Annotated in this window: 18 protein-coding genes and 1 pseudogene; 12 read left to right on the top strand and 7 right to left on the bottom strand. The window is 71.6% G+C overall.

What is annotated here, in order from left to right:
- The first annotated feature begins 133 nt into the window (after window positions 1-133).
- The 3 genes from ACGFYN_RS12125 to ACGFYN_RS12115 are packed head-to-tail and all read left to right on the top strand — an operon-like array spanning window position 134 to window position 3,762.
- Window positions 134-991, top strand: a complete 858-nt coding sequence (locus ACGFYN_RS12125; protein WP_393865684.1) for a hypothetical protein — start codon at window positions 134-136, stop codon at window positions 989-991.
- Window positions 975-1,349 (top strand): helix-turn-helix domain-containing protein, encoded by a 375-nt coding sequence (locus tag ACGFYN_RS12120; RefSeq protein ID WP_393865683.1) that lies wholly within the window; start codon window positions 975-977, stop codon window positions 1,347-1,349. Before ACGFYN_RS12125 ends, ACGFYN_RS12120 begins: the two co-directional genes overlap by 17 nt.
- The gene (locus tag ACGFYN_RS12115; protein WP_393865682.1) at window positions 1,342-3,762 is read left to right on the top strand and encodes a SpoIIE family protein phosphatase; all 2,421 of its coding nucleotides are present in this window, start codon (window positions 1,342-1,344) and stop codon (window positions 3,760-3,762) included. Before ACGFYN_RS12120 ends, ACGFYN_RS12115 begins: the two co-directional genes overlap by 8 nt.
- Window positions 3,763-3,787: 25 nt before the next feature.
- On the opposite strand, the gene ACGFYN_RS12110 is transcribed toward ACGFYN_RS12115, so the two are convergent.
- Window positions 3,788-4,840, bottom strand: coding sequence for a zinc-binding dehydrogenase (locus ACGFYN_RS12110; protein WP_393865681.1), 1,053 nt, complete (start codon window positions 4,838-4,840; stop codon window positions 3,788-3,790).
- Between the two features lie 91 nt (window positions 4,841-4,931).
- On the opposite strand from ACGFYN_RS12110, the gene ACGFYN_RS12105 reads away from it, so the two are divergent.
- The 6 genes from ACGFYN_RS12105 (at window position 4,932) to ACGFYN_RS12080 (ending at window position 11,610) form a co-directional block, all read left to right on the top strand.
- Window positions 4,932-5,636 carry a TetR/AcrR family transcriptional regulator gene (locus ACGFYN_RS12105; RefSeq protein ID WP_393865680.1) on the top strand — a complete coding sequence of 235 codons (705 nt, stop codon included), beginning with the start codon at window positions 4,932-4,934 and terminating at the stop codon, window positions 5,634-5,636.
- 115 nt (window positions 5,637-5,751) lie between these two features.
- Complete coding sequence (locus ACGFYN_RS12100) at window positions 5,752-6,759, top strand: NADP-dependent oxidoreductase (RefSeq protein WP_393865679.1); 1,008 nt, start codon at window positions 5,752-5,754, stop codon at window positions 6,757-6,759.
- A 64-nt stretch (window positions 6,760-6,823) separates the two neighbouring features.
- Window positions 6,824-7,621, top strand: coding sequence for a maleylpyruvate isomerase family mycothiol-dependent enzyme (locus ACGFYN_RS12095; protein ID WP_393865678.1), 798 nt, complete (start codon window positions 6,824-6,826; stop codon window positions 7,619-7,621).
- 160 nt (window positions 7,622-7,781) lie between these two features.
- Window positions 7,782-9,341 carry a glucosidase gene (locus ACGFYN_RS12090; RefSeq protein WP_393865677.1) on the top strand — a complete coding sequence of 520 codons (1,560 nt, stop codon included), beginning with the start codon at window positions 7,782-7,784 and terminating at the stop codon, window positions 9,339-9,341.
- A gap of 241 nt (window positions 9,342-9,582) precedes the next feature.
- Window positions 9,583-10,947 carry an NADP-specific glutamate dehydrogenase gene (gene gdhA / locus ACGFYN_RS12085; protein ID WP_393865676.1) on the top strand — a complete coding sequence of 455 codons (1,365 nt, stop codon included), beginning with the start codon at window positions 9,583-9,585 and terminating at the stop codon, window positions 10,945-10,947.
- A 75-nt stretch (window positions 10,948-11,022) separates the two neighbouring features.
- Window positions 11,023-11,610 carry a histidine phosphatase family protein gene (locus tag ACGFYN_RS12080; RefSeq protein WP_393865675.1) on the top strand — a complete coding sequence of 196 codons (588 nt, stop codon included), beginning with the start codon at window positions 11,023-11,025 and terminating at the stop codon, window positions 11,608-11,610.
- Between the two features lie 70 nt (window positions 11,611-11,680).
- Here the strand turns inward: ACGFYN_RS12080 and ACGFYN_RS12075 are convergent.
- Window positions 11,681-12,631: pseudogene (locus tag ACGFYN_RS12075) on the bottom strand (GlxA family transcriptional regulator); the annotation flags it as partial.
- A gap of 123 nt (window positions 12,632-12,754) precedes the next feature.
- Here ACGFYN_RS12075 and ACGFYN_RS12070 point away from each other — a divergent pair.
- Window positions 12,755-13,393, top strand: a complete 639-nt coding sequence (locus tag ACGFYN_RS12070; RefSeq protein WP_393865674.1) for an HD domain-containing protein — start codon at window positions 12,755-12,757, stop codon at window positions 13,391-13,393.
- A gap of 37 nt (window positions 13,394-13,430) precedes the next feature.
- Here ACGFYN_RS12070 and ACGFYN_RS12065 read toward each other — a convergent pair whose 3' ends face one another.
- From ACGFYN_RS12065 to ACGFYN_RS12055, 3 genes are read right to left on the bottom strand one after another with little or no spacing between them, the layout of a single operon-like run.
- Complete coding sequence (locus ACGFYN_RS12065) at window positions 13,431-14,540, bottom strand: LuxR C-terminal-related transcriptional regulator (protein WP_393865673.1); 1,110 nt, start codon at window positions 14,538-14,540, stop codon at window positions 13,431-13,433.
- Window positions 14,541-14,550: 10 nt separating this feature from the next.
- Complete coding sequence (locus ACGFYN_RS12060) at window positions 14,551-14,994, bottom strand: ester cyclase (protein ID WP_393865672.1); 444 nt, start codon at window positions 14,992-14,994, stop codon at window positions 14,551-14,553.
- Window positions 14,995-15,051: 57 nt separating this feature from the next.
- Window positions 15,052-16,290 (bottom strand): serine hydrolase domain-containing protein, encoded by a 1,239-nt coding sequence (locus ACGFYN_RS12055; protein ID WP_393865671.1) that lies wholly within the window; start codon window positions 16,288-16,290, stop codon window positions 15,052-15,054.
- A gap of 231 nt (window positions 16,291-16,521) precedes the next feature.
- Here ACGFYN_RS12055 and ACGFYN_RS12050 point away from each other — a divergent pair, with 231 nt between their 5' ends.
- Complete coding sequence (locus ACGFYN_RS12050) at window positions 16,522-16,911, top strand: DUF6355 family natural product biosynthesis protein (protein WP_393865670.1); 390 nt, start codon at window positions 16,522-16,524, stop codon at window positions 16,909-16,911.
- Between the two features lie 217 nt (window positions 16,912-17,128).
- Window positions 17,129-18,766, top strand: a complete 1,638-nt coding sequence (locus ACGFYN_RS12045) for a sigma-70 family RNA polymerase sigma factor (RefSeq protein WP_393865669.1) — start codon at window positions 17,129-17,131, stop codon at window positions 18,764-18,766.
- A 39-nt stretch (window positions 18,767-18,805) separates the two neighbouring features.
- On the opposite strand, the gene ACGFYN_RS12040 is transcribed toward ACGFYN_RS12045, so the two are convergent.
- Window positions 18,806-20,221: an aminobutyraldehyde dehydrogenase gene (locus ACGFYN_RS12040; protein ID WP_393865668.1), complete on the bottom strand. Its 1,416-nt coding sequence runs from the start codon at window positions 20,219-20,221 to the stop codon at window positions 18,806-18,808.
- On the bottom strand, window positions 20,214-21,533 hold the full coding sequence (locus tag ACGFYN_RS12035) for a flavin monoamine oxidase family protein (RefSeq protein WP_393865667.1): 1,320 nt from the start codon (window positions 21,531-21,533) through the stop codon (window positions 20,214-20,216). The genes ACGFYN_RS12040 and ACGFYN_RS12035 overlap by 8 nt, the downstream gene beginning before the upstream one ends.
- Between the last annotated feature and the right edge of the window lies 1 nt (window position 21,534).

The raw sequence follows: 21,534 nt of genomic DNA, 5'->3' as shown, positions 1-21,534 counted from the left end.
GCGTCTCGTCCGCCGCCGTGCCACTGTGCTTTCGAGGACGGGGAGCTGTATACGGCTCCCCGGCCAAGACCGGTGGGCGGCATATTGTTCAGTTGCACAACGGCCGGTGCCGACAGGGGCGGAGGTGAGGTCCATGCCCGGACCGCCGGGTGCGACGGAGCCCCTCGAAATGGTCATCGCCGCGATGGCGGCGCAGCGGTCGAACGTGGGCGGCCGGTTGCACGCGGACCTGACGGACCACATCCCGTCCTACCGCACGGTCCCTCGGGAACTCCTGGACCAGATCTGGCAGCGGCACTTCCAGCGGGCGCTCGCGGTGGTGCGGGAGGGGAGGGTGCCCGCGCCGGAGGACTTCGACGAGGCCGACGTGGCACGGGACCGGGTCACCCGAGGCGTGCCGCTCAGCGACGGTCTCCGCGCCTTCCGCCGGGCGCTGAGCGCGATACGGGACCTCTTCATCGCCGAGGCGACCGAACGCGGACTGGACCCCGGCGTCATCGTCGACCGCACCACATGCCTGTGGGAACTCGCGGACGTCGCGAGTGTGCGGATCGCCACCGTCCACCGGCAGGCGGAGGTCGCGTCCGCCCTGTCCGACGCTCGCCGCCGCGCCGGCTTCCTGCGCGGACTGCTCCACGGGACGCTGAGCGCGACGGAGATCCACAGCGGTGCGGCGATCTACGGACTGGACCTGTCGCGTCCGTACCGGGCCATCCGGGCGGTTCCGTACGGCAAGGCCGGCCCGGACGCACTGGAACGCTCCCTTCTGGTCCACGGCCGCAGCCAAGGACGAAGCGCGCTGCTGACCGTCCTGGACGAGGCTGTCGCCGGCGTCGTGGAGGCGAAGCCGGAGATCGGTGACCTGGAGGTGACGGCGGGTCTCGGCCCCCCCGGCCGGCCTGGCCGCGGCGCACAGCTCCTTCCGGGCCGCCGGGAGGCTGCTGGAAGCCGCCCGCGCGTACGGCCTGCGCGGGGTGTACGACCTGAGTGACCTGTCCTGGCGGGTCGCGGTCGTCGCCGAACCGGAGCTCGCGGAGTTGCTGCTCGAGCGCCATCTGCGTCCACTGGAGGCGGAAGGGGCGTTCGGTGCGCTCATCGAGGAGTCGGTGCGGCGCTACCTGGAGAGTGGACGAAACGTCCGCGAGGCCGCCCGTGGCGCACACGTCCATGTCAACACCCTCCGCTACCGGCTGCGCCGTTACGAGGAGCTGACCGGCACCGGTCTCGACGCACCGGACACCGCGGTGGAACTCAGCTGGGCGTTGGCGGCACGCGGGCTGGAAAGGTCTCGCGGCACATCGGTGACCGAGTACAGGGTGGTGTCCATCGGTGGAGAAGCGGATGACTGAGCTCAAGGAAGGCCGTGACGATCCGTTCGCCCTGAATCTCGCCGCCCTGGCGGTGCTCGACGACCGCGGGGTCGTGGCCGGATGGAGCCGGCGGGCGCAGGAACTGCTCGGCCATCCGGACACGGCCGTGATCGGCCGTCGGGCGTTCGAGGTCCTGGTCGACCCTGGCGATCGGCCGGCTGCCAGGGAGGCGGCCGCGGAGTGCGGACGAACCGGCGGCTGGTTCGGGATGCTCACGGTGCGGCACCGCGACGGGCGGCCCGTGCCGATGGGACTCAGGGCGCACGAGCTGTCACGCGACGGCGGGGTCCGTGAGTGGTTCCTCGCGGGCGCGCCCGCGGCCGACGTCCTGGAGTGGCAACGGGACCGCGCGGTTCTCGACGGGTTGTACCGCCGGTGCCCGATCGGCCTGGTCGTGCACGGCCCCGATCTGAGGCTTCTGCGGGTCAACCGGGCGATCGAGCGCTTCAGCGGAGTCCCGGCGGCCGACTTCCGGGGGTTGCCCACCGGGCGGATGCTCCTCCCCGACGACGAGCGCAAGGCCGTCGACCGTGTCCGCGAAGTGATGGAGACCGGAAGGCCGTTGGTCTACTCCGAGCAGTTCGCCCGCCTGGAGCAGGATCCGGCACGCGAGCGGGTCGTCCTGGTCTCGTCCTTCCGTATGGAGGACCCCTCGGGCCGGGTCCTGGGTGTGGCCGAAATGATCGAGGACATCACCGAACGGCACCGGGCCCAGCGCCGGCTCGCGCTCCTCGACCAGGCCGGCAGCCGTCTCGGGACCACCCTCGACGTGGCGGAGACCGCCCGCGAACTCGCCGAGGTCATGGTGCCTCACCTCGCCGACCACGCGTCCGTGGACCTGCTGCGGCCCGTGACGCGGGGCGAGGAGCTGGCACCGGCCCTGCCAGGGCCGGTGGTACGGCTGGGAGCCTGCGGCGTCGGTGCTCAGCAGCCCGGCCCGCCCCATCCTCAGGGCGAGCCGGTGGACTTCGCCCCGGACTCGCCCCAGGCCGTGTGCCTGGCCGAAGGACGGCCCGTCCTGGAGCCGGTCCTCCCGCCCGACCGGCTCTCCATGGCAGGCCGCAAGGGTGCCCATGCTCCGGACCCGGGCGTTCACTCGCTGATCGTGGTACCTCTTGCCGCGCGTGGCATGACGCTGGGCGTGATGACCCTGTGGCGTTCGCGCCGCCCCGATCCGTTCGAGGCGGACGATCTCACCCTCGCCCAGGAACTCGCCTCGCGCGCCGCCGTCGCCATCGACAACGCCCGGCGGTTCACCCAGCAGCAGCAGACCGCGTTCACCTTGCAGAGCAGCCTTCTGCCCCGGGCGGTTCCGGACCAGTCGGCAGTGGAGGTGGCCTTGCGCTACCTGCCGGCCAGCGCGGCACCGGGCCTGGGCGGCGACTGGTTCGACGTGATTCCCCTGTCCGGCGCCCGGGTCGCCCTCGTCGTCGGCGACGTGGTGGGACGCGGCATCCATGCCGCCGCCACCATGGGACGGCTGCGCACCGCCGTGCACACGCTCGCCAGTCTGGACCTGGAACCGGACGAGGTTCTCTCCCGCCTGGACGACCTGGTCCTCATGCTGGCGGCCGAGCAGGAAGCGGCCGGCGAACGGCCCGTGGTCGAGCAGGTCGTCGGCGCCACCTGCCTGTACGCCGTGTACGACCCGGTCTCCCGACGCTGCTCCGTGGCGCGCGCGGGACACCTGCCGCCGGTGGTGACCACTCCGGACGGACACGCGGCACCGCTCGAGCTGCCCGCCGGGCCGCCGCTCGGTCTCGGCGGCCTGCCGTTCGAGGCCCGGGAGATCGAACTGGCCGAGGGCAGCCTGCTCTGTCTGTACACCAACGGGGTCATCGGCGAGCGCCACGCCGACGCCGACGCCGGCCTGAGCCGGCTGTGCGCAGCGCTCAACCGCCCGGCCGACGCGCTGGAACAAACATGTCGAACGGTGCTCCAGTGGCTCGTGCCGTCACGCCCCACCGACGACGTCGCTCTGCTGATCGCCCGCAGCCGCACGCTGCCACCGGAGGACGTCGCCTCCTGGAGCCTGCCGCCGGAACCCGCAAGCGCCGCCCGCGCCCGGGCGCTCACCTCGGCGAAGCTGGCCGAGTGGGGTCTGGAGCACCTCGCGTTCACGACCGAACTGATCGCCAGCGAACTGGTCACCAACGTCTACCGCTACGCCGGCGGCCCGGCGACCCTGCGGCTGATCCGTGACCGGTCCCTGGTGTGCGAGGTCAGCGACACCAGCCACACTTCACCGCATCTGCGCCGCGCCCGTACGACCGACGAGGGTGGGCGCGGCCTGTTCCTGGTGGCCCAGATGACCGAACGCTGGGGCACCCGCTACACCCGCGAGGGCAAGACCGTGTGGACCGAACAGCTGCTGGCCGGAGCGCCCGCGTGACGGGGCATTCAGGAGCGACGGCGGATCAACGGGTGGGGTCGAGAAGGATCTTGCGGACGCCTGCGGCGCGGCTGCTGAAGAGTTCGTACGCCGCCGGGCCCTCGGACAGGGGGAAGCGGTGGGAGATCACGAGCTCCGGCTTGATCCGGCCGGCCTGAGTGAGGGGGATCAGGGCCGGGAGTTCGTAGGGCACCGAGCACAGCCCGATGGCGAACTCCAGCTCCTTGATCTGGGCCAGTCCCATGTGGAAGGGAAAGGCCTTGTTCTGGCTGACGCCGATGACGCTGACCCGTCCCGCCTGCCGGACGGCTTTGAGGGCCAGCTCGATGGTGGCGTCCGAGCCGACGGCTTCCACCACGGCGTCCGGTCCGCGTCCCGCCGTCATCTCCCGTACGGCCGCCCGCGCGTCGTCGCCCTCGACCGGCTCGACGCCCAGGGTGGCGGCGAAGGCGCGACGCTCCGCGACCAGGTCCACGCCCAGCACCCGGGCGGCACCCATGGCGAAGGCGGACTGTGCGGCCATGAGGCCGACCGGGCCCAGGCCGATGACAAGAACCGTTTCGCCGGGCTGGATGCGGGCTCGGCGGCAGCCGTACCAGGCCGTGGGGGCGTTGTCCGTCAGGACGACGGCGGCCTCGTCGGAGACGCCTTCGGGCAGGTGGACCAGGTTGACCTCGGCGTGGGGCACCGCAAGAGCCTGGGCCTGGCTGCCCGGTATGCGCGGGCTCACTCCGTAGCAGAGGTCCGTCGGGGTACGGGCTCGCTCGCACCTGGCGGTGAGGCCCTTCGCGCAGGTTCCGCACAGGGGGCAGCCCACCGAGGCGGGAACCAGGACCCGGTCGCCGGGCCGGAAGCGGGTGACCTGGTCGCCGGTGTCGACGACCACGCCGACACACTCGTGGCCCGGGGTGTAACCGGTCTCCGGACTGAACCCGTGGCCGCCGTAGATGTGCAGGTCACTGCCGCAGATGCCGGCCGTGGTGACCTGGACGACCGCGTCGGTGGGGCTGTTGACGGCCGGGTGGGGGACATCCTCGTGCCGGATGTCGTGGGGGCCGTGGTAGGTGAGTGCCTTCACTGGATTGACTCCCGCATCGCGCCAAATGCGCTTGTATCAATGATTAATGCACGCGTATTACTGGGGCGTGGCGACGCTAGCATGGGCGTCCGTGACAGCACATGAGACGCAGGCCACGTCGCCTCGGAGCCGGAAGGCCGGCGACACCCGCGCCACGCTCGTCCGGGCCGCCGAGCAGCTGTTCGCGGCGAAGGGCGTCGACGGTGCGTCGCTCAACGAGATCAAGCGGGCCGCGGGCCAGCGCAACGCGATGGCCCTGCAGTACCACTTCGGCGACCGGGCGGGGCTGCTGCGGGCCGTACTCGACAAGCACCTTCCGGCGGTGGACGCCCAGCGGGAAGTGCTGCTGCAGCAGTACGAGGACGAAGGCGCCGCCGATCTTCGAGCCCTCGCCGCCGCGCTGGTGCTGCCGGCCGCGGCGAAGCTCGCCGATCCCGACGGCGGCCGCGCGTTCCTTCAGGTCGTGGCCGAACTGCTGAACCGTCCCGAGCCCCTGGTCGAGGTGGTCGTGACGAAGAAGTCGAGCATCCATCCCTGGCGGCGCCTGGTGGAACCGCTGCTGGCGCCGGAGTCGAGCGCGGTGTTCCACACCCGCTTCACCGCCATGCGCTTCTGCCATGCCGAACTCGCCGCGCGGGCCGCCGCCCGTCCTCGCAGGGACGACCGCCTGTTCACCAGCCGGCTGGTCGACCTGGTCACCGCGCTGCTGGCCGCTCCGGTGTCCGAGCGGACCGCGCGACTGCTGCACGAGCGGGACGCCAAGACCGGCACCGGCCGGCAGGCCTCGGCCCGCTGACCCGTAAACCGCCGGTCGCGCGGCACGTCGCCGACCGGGGTGTGGGCAACCTCACGACCCACTCATACCGACTGGTCGGTACCCTGCTGCGAGACTTCGATCGACAGGAGGCGCGATGTCTGCGACCAACCGCCAGATCCGTCTGGCAGCCCGCCCCGTGGGTGCGGCGAAACCGGATGACTGGCAGCAGTGTTCCGAGCCCGTGGAGGAACCGGGCCCGGGCCGGTTCGCGGGCCGCACACGCGTGATCTCCCTGGACCCGGCCATGCGGGGCTGGCTGGACGACCGCCCCTCCTACCTGCCGCCCGTGGGCATCGGTGAGGTGATGCGCGCCGGATCGGTCATCGAGGTCACCGCGTCGAACCATCCCGAGTTCCAGCCCGGTGACCATGTGGTCGGCATGTTCGGCGTCCAGGAGCACGTGGTCTCCGACGGCCGGGGCGCACTGAAGGTCGACACCTCGCTCGCACCGCCCTCGACCTATCTCGGCGCCCTGGGCATGCCCGGCATGACCGCCTACTTCGGACTGCTGGACGTCGGGGCGCTCAAGGAGGGTGAGACCGTCGTGGTGTCCGGCGCGGCCGGCGCCGTCGGCAGCATCGTGGGGCAGATCGCGAAGGCCAAGGGCTGCCGGGTGGTGGGCATCGCCGGAGGACCGGAGAAGTGCGCGCTGCTCACCGACGACCTCGGGTTCGACGCCGCGATCGACTACCGCGCAGACGACATCAGGACGGCGCTGCGCCGACACGCCCCCGACGGCGTCGACGTCTACTTCGACAACGTGGGAGGCGATGTCCTGGACGCCGTCCTGACCCGGCTGTCGATGCATGCGCGCGTCGTGATCTGCGGTGCGATCAGCCAGTACAACAACGCCACCCCGGTCAAGGGGCCTTCCAACTACCTGACCCTGCTGGTGCGCCGCGCCCGTATGGAGGGCTTCGTCGTCTTCGACTACGCCAAGCGCTACCCCGAGGCCGCACGCGACATCTCCGCCTGGATCGCCGACGGCCGCATCAAGGTCAAGGAGCACGTGGTGCGCGGGACCGTGGACGACTTCCCCGAGACACTGAACATGCTCTTCCGCAGCGAGAACGTCGGCAAGCTCGTCCTCGAGCTGACCTGACGGCGATCCGCAGCCCTGGACCGCCGTACGGCCGACCCGCAGCTTCCCCGAAAGGCATGTCGCGATGAACACCCACCAGCACACCGGGCACGGGCCCGTTGCCGCGAAGGTCGATCACCGTACGGCGGTCGCGGCGGAGACCGCCCGGTTCGTCGCGGCGGTCCAGGACGCCGACCCGGTTGCCCCGGTCCCCAGCTGCCCCGGCTGGACGCTCGCCGACCTGATCAAGCACACAGGCAGCGTCCAACGCTGGTTCTCGGTCCTGCTGACGGCGCGTATCCAGGAACCGCCGCGCACGCGGGAGGTGGACCTGCGGCTCCCGGAGCATGAGGACGGATACGCCGACTGGCTGGCGGAGAGCGCGACCGTGGCCGAGGACGCGTTCGCGGCCACCGACCCGGACCTGCCGATGTGGGCCTGGGGCGCGGACCAGCACGCCCGCTTCTGGGCGCGCCGCATGCTCTTCGAGACCCTGCTGCACCGGGCCGACGCCGAACTCGCGCTCGGCCGCCGGCCCGTCGTCGATCGCCCGCTCGCCGTCGACGGGATCGACGAGTTCCTCGTCAACCTGCCCTTCGCCGGCTTCTTCGCCCCCAAGGTGACCAACCTGCGCGCTCCCGACAAGACCATCCTCTTCCGTACGGCCGACGGAGACGACGCCTGGCTGGTCCGCCTGCGCCCCGACGGCTTCGGACTGGACACGGCCCACCCGGCCCCGGGCACCGCCGATGCGACCGTCCAGGGATCCGCGGCCGATCTGCTCCTCCTCGTCTACGGCCGCCTGACCTGCGACGGGGGCGCCTTCGCTCGCGAGGGGGACGAGCAGCTGCTGGCCGACTGGTTCGCCAACTCCGCCTTCTGAGGGCGGTCCCGAGCCTGCGCTCCGAAGGTGCGTCGTCCTCGCGGGTCGACCAACTCCCGTACGCGAAGCCTTTCTTCATGCCTTGACTTAACATCGCAGATATTGCTTGGATCTCTCCGCAGCGCACGGCCCCGACCCCCCCAAGAGTCCAGGAGCAGCTGTGAGACGAAGCTTCACCGCGATCGCGGCCGTCGCGGCCACGACACTGTCCCTGCTGGCAGCCACGGGCCCGGCCGCGCACGCGGACCGGGACGCAACTGCGCACTCCGGGCGCGGACATGCCGTGACCGGCAGCTACTCCACCGGCGGCACGCACGCCTGGCAGCCCCTGCCGATCGTCCGGACGGGCGCCGACTCCGGCGGTACGGTCGATGCCACCGTGGTTGCCGACCCCGGCGCAACTCGGCAGAAGTACACGGGGGTTGGCTTCTCCCTGGACGAGACGAGCGTGTCCAACCTCTGGAAGCTCACCCCGGCCAGGCGGGCGGAGGTCATCCGGCTGCTCGTGGACCCCCGGCACGGAGCGGGACTTGACCGGTTCCGGCTGACCATCGGCAGCCCCGACCTCATCGAGCACCTGCCGTTCTGGTCGGAGGACGACCTGCCCGCGGGCGTCAGTGACGACTTCGGCCTGAAGCACTTCTCCATCCGGCGGGACGTCGACCTGCACATCATCGACACCGTCAAGCTCATCCAGCGCTACAACCCGCACGCCACGTTCTTCGCCTCGGCGTGGAGCGCGCCGGCCTGGATGAAGACCAACGACCGCTTCACCGGCGAGGTCGCGCTCAAGCCCGGCAGCAGCACCGACTACTCCCAGGTCGGCAAGTTGCGGGACGACTGCATCGACGTGTTCGCGCGCTACTACGTCAAGTTCGTCCAGGCCTACGCCCGGCACGGCGTCCGCGTCGACGCGCTGACCCTGCTGAACGAGCCCGGTATGGACGTCGTCTACCCGGCCATGGACATCAGCGTCGCCCAGCAGCAGAAGCTGGCGCTGGCGATGAAGCGGGAGTTCAGGGCCGCCCGGCTCAACACCCAGCTGTACGTACATGACTTCAACTTCTGGGACTGGCGCGACCCCAACAGCACGGCCACCAAGAACTACCACCGCATCTTCGACGACGCCCCGGACGGCTCGGTCACCGGCAAGCAGGTCCGCGACGCGGCCGACGCCATCGCCTTCCACCCCTACTGGGGTGATCCGGCCGTCATGCGCGACGCCTACGAACAGACGGGCAAGCCCGTCCAGATGACGGAGACGAGCGACCTGTCGCCGTCGACCGTCCTCGACTACTTCCGGCTCGACGCGGGCTCCTACGTCCTGTGGGCCCAGACCACCGACCAGGACGGCGGCACGCTGCACTGGACCCCCGCCCGGGACAACGACATCGACTGGAACCAGGTCGCCGCCACCACCAAGTGGCCGAACCGGCTGGTGACGGTGCACACGGACACCAAGGAATTCACCGTCCGCGACGAGCTGTACGGGATCGGGCAGTTCGCCAAGTACCTGTCGCCCGGTGATGTGCGTCTGGAGTCCAGTGCGGCGCAGAACGGCGTCAGCAACGTCATCTATCGCTCGGGCGGAAGGAGTTACGTCGCCGTCCTCGGCAACAGCGCGGACGTCAACCGTACGGTGCGGATCGTCGTCGGCGGTCAGAGGTTCGTCGTGACGGTCCCCGCGGGCTCCTTCGCCACCTACCGCTGGAGGGGCTGACCGCCGGCGGATCTGGGATCGGCAGAGGCTACTGCCGTCGGCGCCGTGGAGCAGACCGGTGCCGGCGGCAGTGTTCATGTGCCCAGCCCGGGGAGGTCGCCGACCGGGTGGGGATCTTGTGCCGCGGCACCTGCCGGACAGGCGAGAGGCTCGTTGTCAGCGGCGGACCGACGGTTCGCTGAGTACGTACAGTGCGATCTGCCGTACATCAACGAGCAACGCCGTACAAGGAGGTACGTCCATGACCGTCCAGTCCACGCCGCCCACGGACCTGCGTCTGACCGCCGAGGTCTACGCGGCAGTCCAGGCCAGGGACCCCGCGCAAGCCGAGTTCCATCAGGCCGCGCGTGAGGTGCTGGAGTCGCTGGAGCCGGTCCTGGACCGTCACCCCGTCTACACCCACCACCGCGTCCTGGAGCGGCTGTGTGAGCCGGAGCGGCAGGTCGTCTTCCGCGTGCCGTGGGTCGACGACGGCGGCCGGGTGCAGGTCAACCGGGGCTTCCGGGTGGAGTTCAACAGCGCCCTCGGTCCCTACAAGGGCGGCCTGCGCTTCCACCCCTCCGTCAACCTGGGCATCGTGAAGTTCCTCGGCTTCGAGCAGATCTTCAAGAACGCGCTGACCGGCCTGCCCATCGGCGGCGGCAAGGGCGGCGCGGACTTCGACCCCAAGGGCCGCTCGGACGGCGAGATCATGCGGTTCTGCCAGTCGTTCATGACCGAACTGCACCGCCACCTGGGCGAGCACACCGACGTGCCCGCCGGCGACATCGGTGTCGGAACCCGCGAGATCGGCTATCTCTTCGGCCAGTACAAGCGCATCACCAACCGCTACGAGTCCGGCGTGCTCACCGGCAAGGGCCTGAACTGGGGCGGCTCGTATGTGCGCACCGAGGCCACCGGCTACGGCACCGTCTACTTCGTGCGCGAGATGCTCGCCGCCCGCGGCCAGGACCTCGACGGCCGGCGCGTCGTCGTCTCCGGCTCCGGCAACGTCGCCATCTACGCCGCCCAGAAGGCGCAGGAGCTCGGCGCGACGGTCGTCGCCCTGTCCGACTCCGGCGGCTACGTGGTCGACGAGGCGGGCATCGACGTCGAACTGGTCCGGCAGATCAAGGAAGTTCGCCGCGGCCGGATCAAGGAGTACGCGCAGACCATGACGCGGGCCCGCTACGTCGAGGGCGGTTCCGTCTGGGACGTGCCGTGCTCGGTCGCGCTGCCCTGCGCCACCCAGAACGAACTCGACGAGGACGCGGCGCGCACCCTGCTGGCGAACGACGTGGTGGCCGTCGCCGAGGGCGCCAACATGCCCACCACCCCGCAGGCCGTGCGCCTGCTGCAGGACGCGGGTGTCGCCTTCGGCCCCGGCAAGGCGGTCAACGCCGGCGGCGTGGCCACCTCGGCCCTGGAGATGCGGCAGAACGCCACCCGCGACGCCTGGACCTTCGAGGACACCGACCGCCGCCTCGCCACCATCATGGCCGGCATCCACACCACCTGCCGCACGACGGCCGAGGAGTACGGGGTCCCTGGCAACTACGTCGTCGGCGCGAACATCGCCGGCTTCATCAAGGTAGCCGACACGATGCTCGACCTCGGGGTGGTGTAACTGCCTTACGCCGGCCAGGTGTTGCGTCACTGAACGGGTCGAGCCGGCTCGCCCGATCAGCTAGCGTGCTCACCCATGGGGGAACTGATACTGATCAGGCACGGCCAGACCGGGTGGAGCCTGTCGGGCCGGCACGCGGGCCGCACCGACGTTCCGCTGACGGACGAGGGGGAGGCGGCGGCCAAGGCGCTCGGTCCCCGGCTGGCCCGACGCCCGCTCGTCGCCGTGTTCAGCAGCCCGCTCGGCCGCGCCCTGCGAACGGCCGAGCTGGCGGGCCTGACCGGCACAAGGCCCGATCCCGATCTGACCGAGTGGGACTACGGCGGCTACGAGGGAATGACCGCGGCACAGATCCGTCAGGAGCGGCCCGGCTGGGACCTGTGGCGGGACGGCGTCCTTCCCGGCGACGCCGACCATCCAGGTGAGCGGCTCGAGCAGGTGGCCGCGCGGGCGGACGCGGTGCTGGACCGGATCCGGCCGCTGCTGAGCGACGGTGACGTCGCCGTGGTCGCGCACGGTCATCTGGCGCGCGTCCTCACGGTGCGCTGGCTGGGCCTGGACGCGTCGGCGAGCCGACTGCTCGGCCACCCGCATCCGGGGACTGTGAGTGTCCTGGCAACGGAGGACGGGCGACCGTTCCTCTCCGCGTGGAACGTCCCGTAGCGGCGCCAGGAGTGGCATTCCCGCGAGACCCGCACGGCGCGTCGCCACGCGGAGCCCGCCGCTGGTCCTGCCGGCGCGTCGTCGTGAAGCGGCTGCGGTATTCGGTCGGGGTGGTGGCCAGGTGGCGGGCGAAGGCGCGGCGGAGGGTCTCGTCGCTGCCGAGTCCGCTGCGCTCGGCCGCCGCCGTCACGCTGTGGCCGTCGAGCAGGAGTTGCTGCGCGCGGTCGAGACGGACGCGCTCGACCCAGCGGGCGGGCGTGGTGTTCAACTCGGTCTGGAACAGCCGGGTCAGGTGCCGGGTGCTGACGGCGGCGGACGCCGCCATGGCGGGCAGGCTGTGGTCGGCGGCGGGGTCGGCGAGGACGGACGCGATCAGCCGTCCCAGCAGGTCGCTGCGGGCCGGCGGGGTCTGCAGGGCCGTGGAGAACTGGGACTGCCCGCCCGGGCGTTGCATGAAGACGACCAGCTCGCGGGCGGCCTCCCGGGCAGCGTCCGCCCCGTGGTCGTCCTCGACCAGCGCGAGGGCGAGATCGATGCCGGCGCTGATGCCCGCTGAGGTGACGTACCGGCCGTCGCGGATGTGCAGGGCGTCCGGTTCGACCTGGACGCGGGGGTAGCGGCCGGCGAGCGTCTCGGCGTGCCGCCAGTGTGTCGTCGCCCTGCGCCCGTCGAGAAGGCCCAGCTCGGCCAGGACGAAGGCACCGCTGCACACCGACGCCACCCGCGCCGCCCGCCGGGCGAGTTGGGCCGCCGCTGCCAGCAGGTCCGCCCCCGGAGGCTGCTCGGCGAGCACGTCGGCTCCGGCGACCACCAGCGTGTCGACCGGCCCGGCGGCGGCCGCCGCGACGGTCTGCGCCAGCACCAGACCCGAGGAGGTCATGACGTCGCCGCCGTACGGGGAGACCAGGACCGGTGCGTAGGCGGGGCCGGGCCGTCGCGCCCGGTGCAGCACTTCCAGGGGGCCGCTGACGTCGAGCAGCGTCACCCCGTCGAACACCAGGAAGGCGACCCGATGCGTCATGTCTGAATATGTGGTTCATACGGCAGAAAGGACATGGCGCCAGCCTACGGCACCCGAGGAATCTGAAGGAGGTCGTGGATCGACCGTCAGGCAGTGGTCAGACATGCGGAGGAAGGCGACATCATGAGTGATTCGATCGCGGGCGTGCAGATCCCGGACAGCACACTGGCCAGGGAGGCGACCGAGCTCGTACGGGACGTCGCCTCGCCGCTGCTGTTCGACCACTCCCGAAGGGTGTTCCTGTTCGGCTCGCTGCGCGGCCGGGAGCAGGGGCTGCGCTTCGATCCCGAACTCCTCTACGTCGGCGCCATGTTCCACGACCTGGGGCTGACCGACCGCTTCCGCCGCGCCGACCAGCGTTTCGAGATCGACGGCGCCGACGAGGCCCGCCGCTTCCTGCAGAGCCACGGCGTCACCGGCGAGCCGGCCGACCGCGTCTGGACGGCGATCGCCCTGCACACCACCCCGGAGATCCCGCTGCACATGGCGCCCGAGGTCGCCCTGGTCACCCGGGGCGTGGAGCTGGACGTCCTCGGCATCGGCTACCACGCCGTCTCGGACGAACAGCGCGCGGCCGTCACCGCGGCCCATCCGCGCCCCGACTTCAAGAACCGGATCCTCGCCGCCTTCACCGACGGCATCAAGGACCGCCCCGAGACGACGTTCGGCAACGTCAAGGCGGATGTCCTGGCCCACTTCGAGCCTGGATTCGTACGCGGCGACTTCGTCGAGGTGATCAAGGACTCGGACTGGCCCGAGTAGCCACATGCGCACGGGCGTAGGACAGGAAGCTCCGCCGTCAGCCCCGGGGACCGCTGCCCGCGAGCACCGCGGCCACCAGTTCCCGCCGGCTGCGGACACCGAACTTGTCGAAGATCGCCGTGAGATGCTCCTGCACCGTGTTGCCGGAGATGTGCAGCTCGGAGACGATCTCGCGGGTGGAGCGGCCCTTGAGGATGAGGGCGGCCACCCGCAGCTGGGCCTCGGTGAGGCCGTATGCGCTCAGCAGCATGGAGCCGAGTTCGGCCGGTGGAACGGCCTGGATCACGATGCCGATGCGCGGACCGGACGGGTCCGGCAGCCGGCTGGCGTGCAGGGAGAGCCATCGCCCGGAGCGGCCGCGGAGGCGGACGGCCGTCGGAGGCGGGCACACCGCCGGGTCTGCACGCTCGGCGAGGATCAGCCGGGCCGCGGCCGCATGGAGGGGCACGGGCAGCTCACCTGAGCCGGGCCACCGATGGTCGGCGAGGTCGGCAAGCCACTCCTCCGCCTCGGGATTCATCGACACCAGGGCGAGGCCGTCGTCGAGCACCACGATCCCGGGCGGTGGGCCCTCGGCGGGCGAGACGGACGGCGGCGCGCCGAAGGCGCCACCGGTGACCGCCCGGCGAAGCCCGCCCGCGAGATGCGGGGCCAGGCGGCGGACCAGTTCGAGCTCCTCGGCGGAGAACCCGGCGGGCGCGTCCTCGCGGTGCAGGCACAGCACGCCCCAGCAGCGATGGCCGACCACCAGTGCCGCGCGCAGCTCGTCGCCGAGGCCCAGCGGAGCCATCACCTCACGGTAGCGGGCACTGCTCGCGCGGTCACCGTGCGTGGCCCGGTCGAGCGAGGAGACGGCGGGCGCCGTCTCGGCCAGCGCGGCGAACTTGTTCACGTCCCGGCGCCCGAACTCGTTCTCCAGGAACAGCGGCGTCACCGAACCGAGCGGCTCCTCCGCCACCGCGGAGGTGAACAGCAGCGTCACCGGGTCGACCGTGGCGAAGAAGGCCGCGTCCACCGGCATGATCCTGCGCAGGCGGTACAGGAAGCCCGTGCGGAGCGCGTCCGCGTCCTGCCCTGCCCGGCACAGCGTCTGGATGCCCGTCACCCGGTGCTCCAGGCGCGCCGCCGCGGCCGTCGCTCCCGCCATGCCTTCGACATTACGCCGGGGCGGGGACGAGTCCCAGTTGACGCAGGACGCCGAGCTCGTCGAGCTGGCACCACTGCTCGGTGATACGTCCCTCCCGGACCCGGAAGATGTTGATCCCGTGCAGGCTCACGATGCGCTGCCCGGCCGGGGCGGGCACGCCGAGCACTTCACCGCGTTGTGTGCCGGACGCGGTGAAGTGCTCGACGACCAGATCGCCCTCGGCGATCAGCCGGTGCGGCTCGCTGTGCCAGTCGGGAAAGGCCGACCGGAACAACGCACCGGCGGAGCGCATGCCCTCACGGTCGCCCGGTGCGCCGAAGGGAGGGTTGTGGTTGACGAAGTCCTCGGCGAGGTAGTCGTCGACGGCACCGAGGTCGCCCTTGGTGAACAGCGCGTCGATGAACGCGCGCACGATGTCCTTGTTGCTCGTGAGGGTGATTTCCGAGGTGTTCATGACCTCAGTCTCAAACAGGGCATTACGTGCGCATACCCCAGGAATCTGGGGTTTTGGTCAGTTGCTCGGGGAACGCTTGGGGGGCTCGGTGCACAGGGCGTGGTCGACCAGCGCGCCCGTCGCGCGGTTGAGGGCGGCCAGGTCCGGCGGGGCGGTGGTGGTCGTGATGGAGACGGTCACCGCGCGCCTGCCGTCCGCGCTCACGGCGGGACGGGTGTTGACGCCTGCTCCGTCGCCTTCGTGGGTGTAGTAGAAACCGCCGCAGGACAGCGGGATCTTGCGCAGCCCGAGGCCGTAGGTGCCCTCGGGCATCTCGGCAACGTCCTCCGGGTCGTCGGTCCGCCGCACGGTCTGCCGCATCTCGCGCCACTGCCCGGCCGGGAGCAGCCTGCCGCCGGCCAGGGCGCGGAAGAAGGTGTTCAGGTCGGCGGTGGTGCTCACCACGCCTGAGTCCGCGGTGTGTTGGAGGCTGTGCTCGGTGACGTCGAGACGCTTGCCGTCAGGGCCCGTCAGGTATGCGTTCACGTGCGGATCGGGCAGATGCGGGTCGAGCCCGGGTACGGAGGTGTCGCGCAGCCCCAGCCTGGCGATCACCCGGTGCTCGACGAGCTCCTGCCAGCTCGCGCCTCCGGCCTTCTCGGCGATCATCCCGGCCAGCAGGTAGTTGGTGTTGGAGTACGCCCACCGGGTGGCGCCGCCCGGCCGCGGGACGAACACCGGCCGGTGCTTCATCGCCACCGCGACCAGGTCGGCCGCCGGGGTGGTGTCGTAGCGGCTCTCGTCGAAGTGGTTGATCAGCCGGTCCTGGATCTTCGGGTCGTCGACGTAGTCGTACAGGCCGCCGGTCTGGCGGAGCAGGTCGCGGACGGTGATACGGCGGCCGTCGTTGCCGTTGCCCGCGACGACTCCCGGCAGCCAGTGCTCGACGGTGTCATCGAGCGACAGCCGCTTCTCCGCGGCGAGTTGGAGGACCACGACCGCCGTGAACGTCTTCGTCGTGCTGGCCACGCGGAAGTGCGCGTTCCACGGGATCGGGTCCGAGGAGCCGGCCGTCCGGGTGCCGATGCGCGCCATGAGCGGTCCGCCGTGCGGCCCGTCGACCCGGGCCAGCACGTTCACATCACCTCCGCCGGCCTGCCGTACGGCCGCCAGGTCCTGCCGGAGCGCGGCCTCGGTGTAGCGGCGGTTCGCGGATGTGTGCCCGGTGGCGGCGGTCGCTGCCATGGGCGAGGCAACCGCGAGCAGTGCTGCGATGAGCACGGCGGCGCCGGCCTTCTTCGACGACGGCATCTGCATGGTCGTGTCCCCCTGTGTCGCGGGTCTGGTTCCCGATCGGTGACGATCACCAGCCAACCGGATCAGGCGGCGCGCGAGGATGGGACAGTCCTCCGAATGAGGGGTGTACGTAGGCCCCCCACGCGACACATTCGACTCCCGTCGAATGGCGTGGACGGGACATGTCGGCTTTCGGCATTTTGGTGTGCATGCGGGGCCTGACCTGGGCCTCCACGTCGAAGGGAAGCCGACATGTCTGCAAGCGAACACCCCGCCGTGGCCCGGCCGCGCCGTTCCCGCCGTAGCCGGGTCGTCGGTGCGCTCGTCGCCGTCGCGGCGGCCGGGGCGCTGGCCGGAGCGATGGCCGAACCCGCGAGCGCGGGGTCCGCGCCGGCCGCCCCGGCGACCCCGAAGCTGCAGAACTGCGGCTGGAACGAGGCCGGCGGCGACGACGGGCGCGCGAGCTACGAGCACTGCGCGACGGACACCAACGTCTGGATCCAGGTCACGCGGTGGGCCCGGGGCGACTACCACCGCTGCGTCGGCCCGGGCCGCACCATCCTGGACTACGACGCCACGGGCGCCTGGTACGACAGCAACTTCCGCGGCGGACTGTGCTCCCACCCCGGCGACACCGCGTGACCGCGTTCGGTCCGGCGATCCGCCTGACGTAGGCGTAGGCGTGGGGGTGTGACGCTCACCACATCCCCACGCCCTCGTTTCACGCTCTGAACAGGGACAACACACGTCCCACCCTTGTCTCTTGGCGCACCTGTCCGAAGAACTGTTATCCGAGACCCACCGACCGGTCTCCCAGGTATCGGGCAGGATCGTTCGACGTCGAGGACGGGAAGCTTTCATGAGTACACAGCGCACGGTGGAGCCGGTGGCCCTGGTGGCCGCCGCCCGAGGGGGCGATCCGGAGGCTCAGGACGCCCTGGTCAGTGCGTATCTCCCGCTCGTCTACAACATCGTGGGGCGGGCGCTGAACGGCTCGGTCGACGTCGACGACGTGGTCCAGGAGACCATGCTGCGGACCCTCGACGGCCTCGGCGGACTGCGCACCCCCGAGAGCTTCCGCTCCTGGCTCGTGGCGATCGCCATGAACGAGGTCCGCAAGCACTGGCAGGACCGGCAGCTCGCGACGGGCGGGGTGGAGGAGGCCGCGGAACTCGCCGATCCGGGCGCCGACTTCGTGGACCTGACCATGGTGCGGCTCCAGCTCTCGGGCCAGCGCCAGGAGACCGCGCGCGCCACGCGCTGGCTGGAGCCGGACGACCGGGGACTGCTCTCGCTGTGGTGGCTGGAGTGCGCCGGCGAGCTGACCCGCCCCGAGGTCGCCGCCGCCCTGGAACTGTCACCGCAGCACACGGCCGTACGGGTGCAGCGGATGAAGGCCCAGCTGGAGGCGGCCCGCGTGGTCGTGCGGGCCCTCGACGCGCAGCCGCCGTGCGAGGAGCTGCGCGGCATGCTCGGCGCCTGGGACGGCCGGCCCTCGGCGCTGTGGCGCAAGCGAATAGCCCGGCACGCCCGCGGTTGCGTGCACTGCTCCGGGCTGTGGAGCGGGCTGATGCCCGCGGAGGGGCTCCTGGCCGGGCTTGCGCTCGTCGCCATGACCCCCTCGCTGCGGGAGAACGTGCGCGCCGCGTGCTTCGGGACCGCCGAGGCCGGAAGGGCCGTCGGCGGCCCGGCAACCCGCGCCGCCGCCTCACCAGACCACGGTGGACACCGTGCCGGGCGCGGCCGGACCGTCTCCCGCAGCGAGGCGCGCCGCCGCCGTCGCAACCGGCGCCGGGCCGTCGGCGGCGCGGTCGTCGCGGCGTGTGTGGCCGGCGGCGGCCTCTGGTACTTCGGCGCGGACAACGGGACCGGAGGCACCGGGTCGACGACCACCGAACCGGCCGCGGACGCCCCCGTCGCGGACCTGTCGGAGTCGAGCGCCGCCGAGCCCTCCCCGGCCGTCTCGATATCCGAGCCGCCCTCCGCGTCCAGGACCAAGAAGGCCACCGCCTCCAAGGCCACGCACCCGGCGAAGAAGACCGTGACGACGCCCCGGCCGTCCACCACCCCCACCACGACTCCGCTCGCCGCACCGCAGGTGACGTCCACGCCGTCGGGCACCGTCGCGCAGGTCGTCGCGCTGGTGAACGAGGAACGGGCCAAGGCCGGTTGTGGCGCGCTCACCGAGGACCCGCAACTGGAGAAGGCCGCGCAGGGCCACTCCGACGACATGGCCGCCCGCGGCTTCTTCGACCACACCAACCCGGACGGCGCCGACCCCGGGCAGCGCATCACCGCCGCGGGCTACAAGTGGTCCACGTACGGCGAGAACATCGCCCAGGGCCAGCAGACCCCGGCAGCGGTGATGGAGTCCTGGATGAACAGCCCCGGTCACCGCGCCAACATCCTCAACTGCTCGTTCAAGGACATCGGTGTGGGTGTCCACAAGGGCTCGGGCGGCCCGTGGTGGACACAGGACTTCGGGGCGAAGCTCTGACGCGGCATCCTGAACCGGAGTCCGCGCAGAGGCGTCCCGTCACAACATCACGTGCTTGACCTGGGTGTAGTCGAGCAGGCCGGTCAGGGACAGGTCGCTGCCGTGGCCGGAGTGGCGGACGCCGCCGTGCGGCATCTCCGACACCGTCGTGCCATGGGTGTTGACCCAGACGATGCCGGTGTCCAGCGCACGGCTCGCCCGCATCGCACGGTCGTGGTCGCGCGTCCACACGCTCGCGGCCAGCCCCTGCGGCACGTCGTTGGCCAGACGGAACGCCTCGGACTCGTCGGCGAAGGGCTGGACGGTGACGACCGGCCCGAACACCTCGCCCTGCACGATCTCGTCCCGCTGCCGCACTCCCGCGACCACCGTGGCCTGATGGAAGTAGCCGGGCCGGGGGAGCGCCGCACCCCCCACGACGATCTCCGCATGCTGTGGCAGCCGATCCAACGTCCTTCGTACGGCGGCGAGTTGACCGGCATTGGCCAGTGGACCGAAGTCGGCGTGCTCGTCGTCCGGTGCTCCGGGCCGGCGCCCGGCCGCCCGCTCGGCGAAGGTGGACAGGAAGGCGTCGTGGACCCGGTGGTGCACCAGGAGCCGGGTGGCGGCCGTGCAGTCCTGGCCCGCGTTGTAGAAGGCGAGGGACGACAACTGCTCCACGGCGTCGTCGAGATCGGCGTCCTCGTGGATCAACACCGGTGCGTTGCCGCCGAGTTCGAGATGAAGCCGCTTCAGGTCCGCTGCCGCCGCGGCGGCGATCTCCTGCCCGGCGCGGACGCTTCCCGTGACGGCCACCAGCCGGACCAGCGGGTGGGCGACGAGCGAGCGGCCCGTGTCCCGGTCGCCGCACACGACGTTCAGCACACCGGGCGGCAGGTGCTCGGCGGCCAGCCGGGCCAGGAGCACCGCCGACGACGGCGTGGTGTCGGACGGTTTGAGGACGACCGTGTTGCCCGCGGCCAGCGCGGGCGCGACCTTCCACACGGCCATCATCAGCGGGTAGTTCCACGGGGTGATCTGCGCGCAGACACCGACCGGCTCACGGCGCAGGATCGACGTACGGCCCGGCGTGTACTCGGCCGCCGCCGCGCCCGGCAGGTTACGGGCGGCCCCCGCGAAGTACCGCAACACGTCCACGATCGCCGGGAGTTCATCCGTCAGGAACAGTGCACGCGGCTTCCCCGTGTCCGTCACCTCGGCATCCGCCAGCGCGTCCGCCGCACGCTCCAGGGCGTCGGCCATGCGCAGCAATGCCGTCTGCCGTTGTCCGGGGGGCGTGGCCGCCCAGCCGGGAAACGCCTCCTGGGCCGCGCGGCAGGCGGCGTCCACGTCCTCGGGGCCGGAGAGGGGAGCCGTCCCGTGCGGGAGGCCGACGGCAGGGTCGATGAGTGACTGGGTGAGATGGGAGGCGGCAGGTACTTCCTTGCCGCCGATGTGGTTGAGGACGTCAGCCACGGCGCAGCGCCTCCTCCGCGGCGGCGCGACCGGTGCGGACCGCGCCCTCCATGTATCCGGCGACCCACTGGTCGGAACCGCAGACGTAGAACGGCGGTTCATGGGTGCCGTGCAGGGGGCCGACCGCCATGACCTCGCCCGGCGGCCACTGGGTGACGTAGCCCTGGGTCCACGGGTCGGTGCCCCACAGCCGCAGATGGCAGGCGGTCGGCTGGAGCGCCTCCTCGCCGAACATGGCGGCCATCTCGGCCAGGAGTTCGGGGATGCGCAGGTGGGACGGGGTGCCCAGCAGGACGCCGTAGCGCTCGGGAGGGATGAGCGCCGACAGGACGCCCTCGCTCTGCGGCCAGGTGCTGCCCAGGACACCTTCGGCTTCCGAGAGGCCGTTGAGGTCGTCGGCGCGCCAGAACGGATCGCCGTAGACGGCCGCGAACTTCGCTGCGACGGCGTGGCGTTGGCGGTGCAGGGAGGCCAGGCGGGCGTCGCTCACACCGGTGACGGCCACCGACCGCAGCGGTCCCACCGGCAGGGCGCTCACCACGGCCCCCGCGGTGAGGATCTCCCCGGTGGCCAGTCGCACGGTGCACCGGCCGGGGCGGATGCCGACCGCGGCGACGGGCGCGCCGAGCCGGACGCGCGGGCCCAGTTCGCGGCCCATGACCTCGGCGAGCGTCGCAGAGCCCTCGGCCGGCCGCAGTCCCTCCCAGTCGTCGTAGTCGTAGTCGCCCGTGCCGGAACCGGGTACCGCGGCGCTCTTGCGCAGGGCGGCCAGCAGAGAGATCCGCTCGTAGGAGCCGCCGGCCAGGGCGAGTTGGCCGATGTCCCACAGGCGCACCACGGCGGGGGAGGCCTGCCGGGAGCGCAGCCAGTCGGCGACGGAGAGGCGGTCCAGGGCGGCCCCGTCCGGATGCGACCAGGGGTCGTCGGGGTCGACTGTGGCGGCCAGCGCGCTGAACTCTCCACTGAGTTCGGTGTGTTGGGCCGCGTCGCCGGGGCCGAACCAGTGCGGCGGATCGCCGGCCGAGAGCCCTTCCGGCGTGGCCCGCGTCATGCGGCCGGGCTCGGCGACATAGCTGGGGACCAGTTCCAGGTCGAGTTCCTTGGCGAGTTGGAGGTAGGCGGTGTGCCCCCGGCCGACCACTTCGCCGCCGAGTTGGACGGTACGGCCGTCGGGGGTGCGGGTCTGCTCGACCCGGCCGCCGACGCGGTCCCGGGCCTCCAGGACGAGCACGTCGGTGCCGGCGGCCGCCAGGTCGCGGGCGGCCGAGAGCCCGGCGAGACCGGCGCCGAGCACGATCACGTCGTGATGCATG

Source organism: Streptomyces sp. NPDC048419, assembly GCF_043200415.1.
GTDB lineage: Bacteria > Actinomycetota > Actinomycetes > Streptomycetales > Streptomycetaceae > Streptomyces.
The sequence above is the reverse complement of the archived record's forward strand: the minus strand, read 5'-3'. Positions and strand labels throughout refer to the sequence as shown.

Coding starts and splice junctions, on each gene's coding strand:
- ACGFYN_RS12125 (WP_393865684.1), top strand. CDS start 134: ATGCCCGGACCGCCGGGTGCGACGGAGCCCCTCGAAATGGTCATCGCC.
- ACGFYN_RS12115 (WP_393865682.1), top strand. CDS start 1,342: ATGACTGAGCTCAAGGAAGGCCGTGACGATCCGTTCGCCCTGAATCTC.
- ACGFYN_RS12100 (WP_393865679.1), top strand. CDS start 5,752: ATGTCTGCGACCAACCGCCAGATCCGTCTGGCAGCCCGCCCCGTGGGT.
- ACGFYN_RS12095 (WP_393865678.1), top strand. CDS start 6,824: ATGAACACCCACCAGCACACCGGGCACGGGCCCGTTGCCGCGAAGGTC.
- gdhA (WP_393865676.1), top strand. CDS start 9,583: ATGACCGTCCAGTCCACGCCGCCCACGGACCTGCGTCTGACCGCCGAG.
- ACGFYN_RS12080 (WP_393865675.1), top strand. CDS start 11,023: ATGGGGGAACTGATACTGATCAGGCACGGCCAGACCGGGTGGAGCCTG.
- ACGFYN_RS12070 (WP_393865674.1), top strand. CDS start 12,755: ATGAGTGATTCGATCGCGGGCGTGCAGATCCCGGACAGCACACTGGCC.
- ACGFYN_RS12065 (WP_393865673.1), bottom strand. CDS start 14,540: ATGGCGGGAGCGACGGCCGCGGCGGCGCGCCTGGAGCACCGGGTGACG.
- ACGFYN_RS12060 (WP_393865672.1), bottom strand. CDS start 14,994: ATGAACACCTCGGAAATCACCCTCACGAGCAACAAGGACATCGTGCGC.
- ACGFYN_RS12055 (WP_393865671.1), bottom strand. CDS start 16,290: ATGCAGATGCCGTCGTCGAAGAAGGCCGGCGCCGCCGTGCTCATCGCA.
- ACGFYN_RS12050 (WP_393865670.1), top strand. CDS start 16,522: ATGTCTGCAAGCGAACACCCCGCCGTGGCCCGGCCGCGCCGTTCCCGC.
- ACGFYN_RS12045 (WP_393865669.1), top strand. CDS start 17,129: ATGAGTACACAGCGCACGGTGGAGCCGGTGGCCCTGGTGGCCGCCGCC.
- ACGFYN_RS12035 (WP_393865667.1), bottom strand. CDS start 21,533: ATGCATCACGACGTGATCGTGCTCGGCGCCGGTCTCGCCGGGCTCTCG.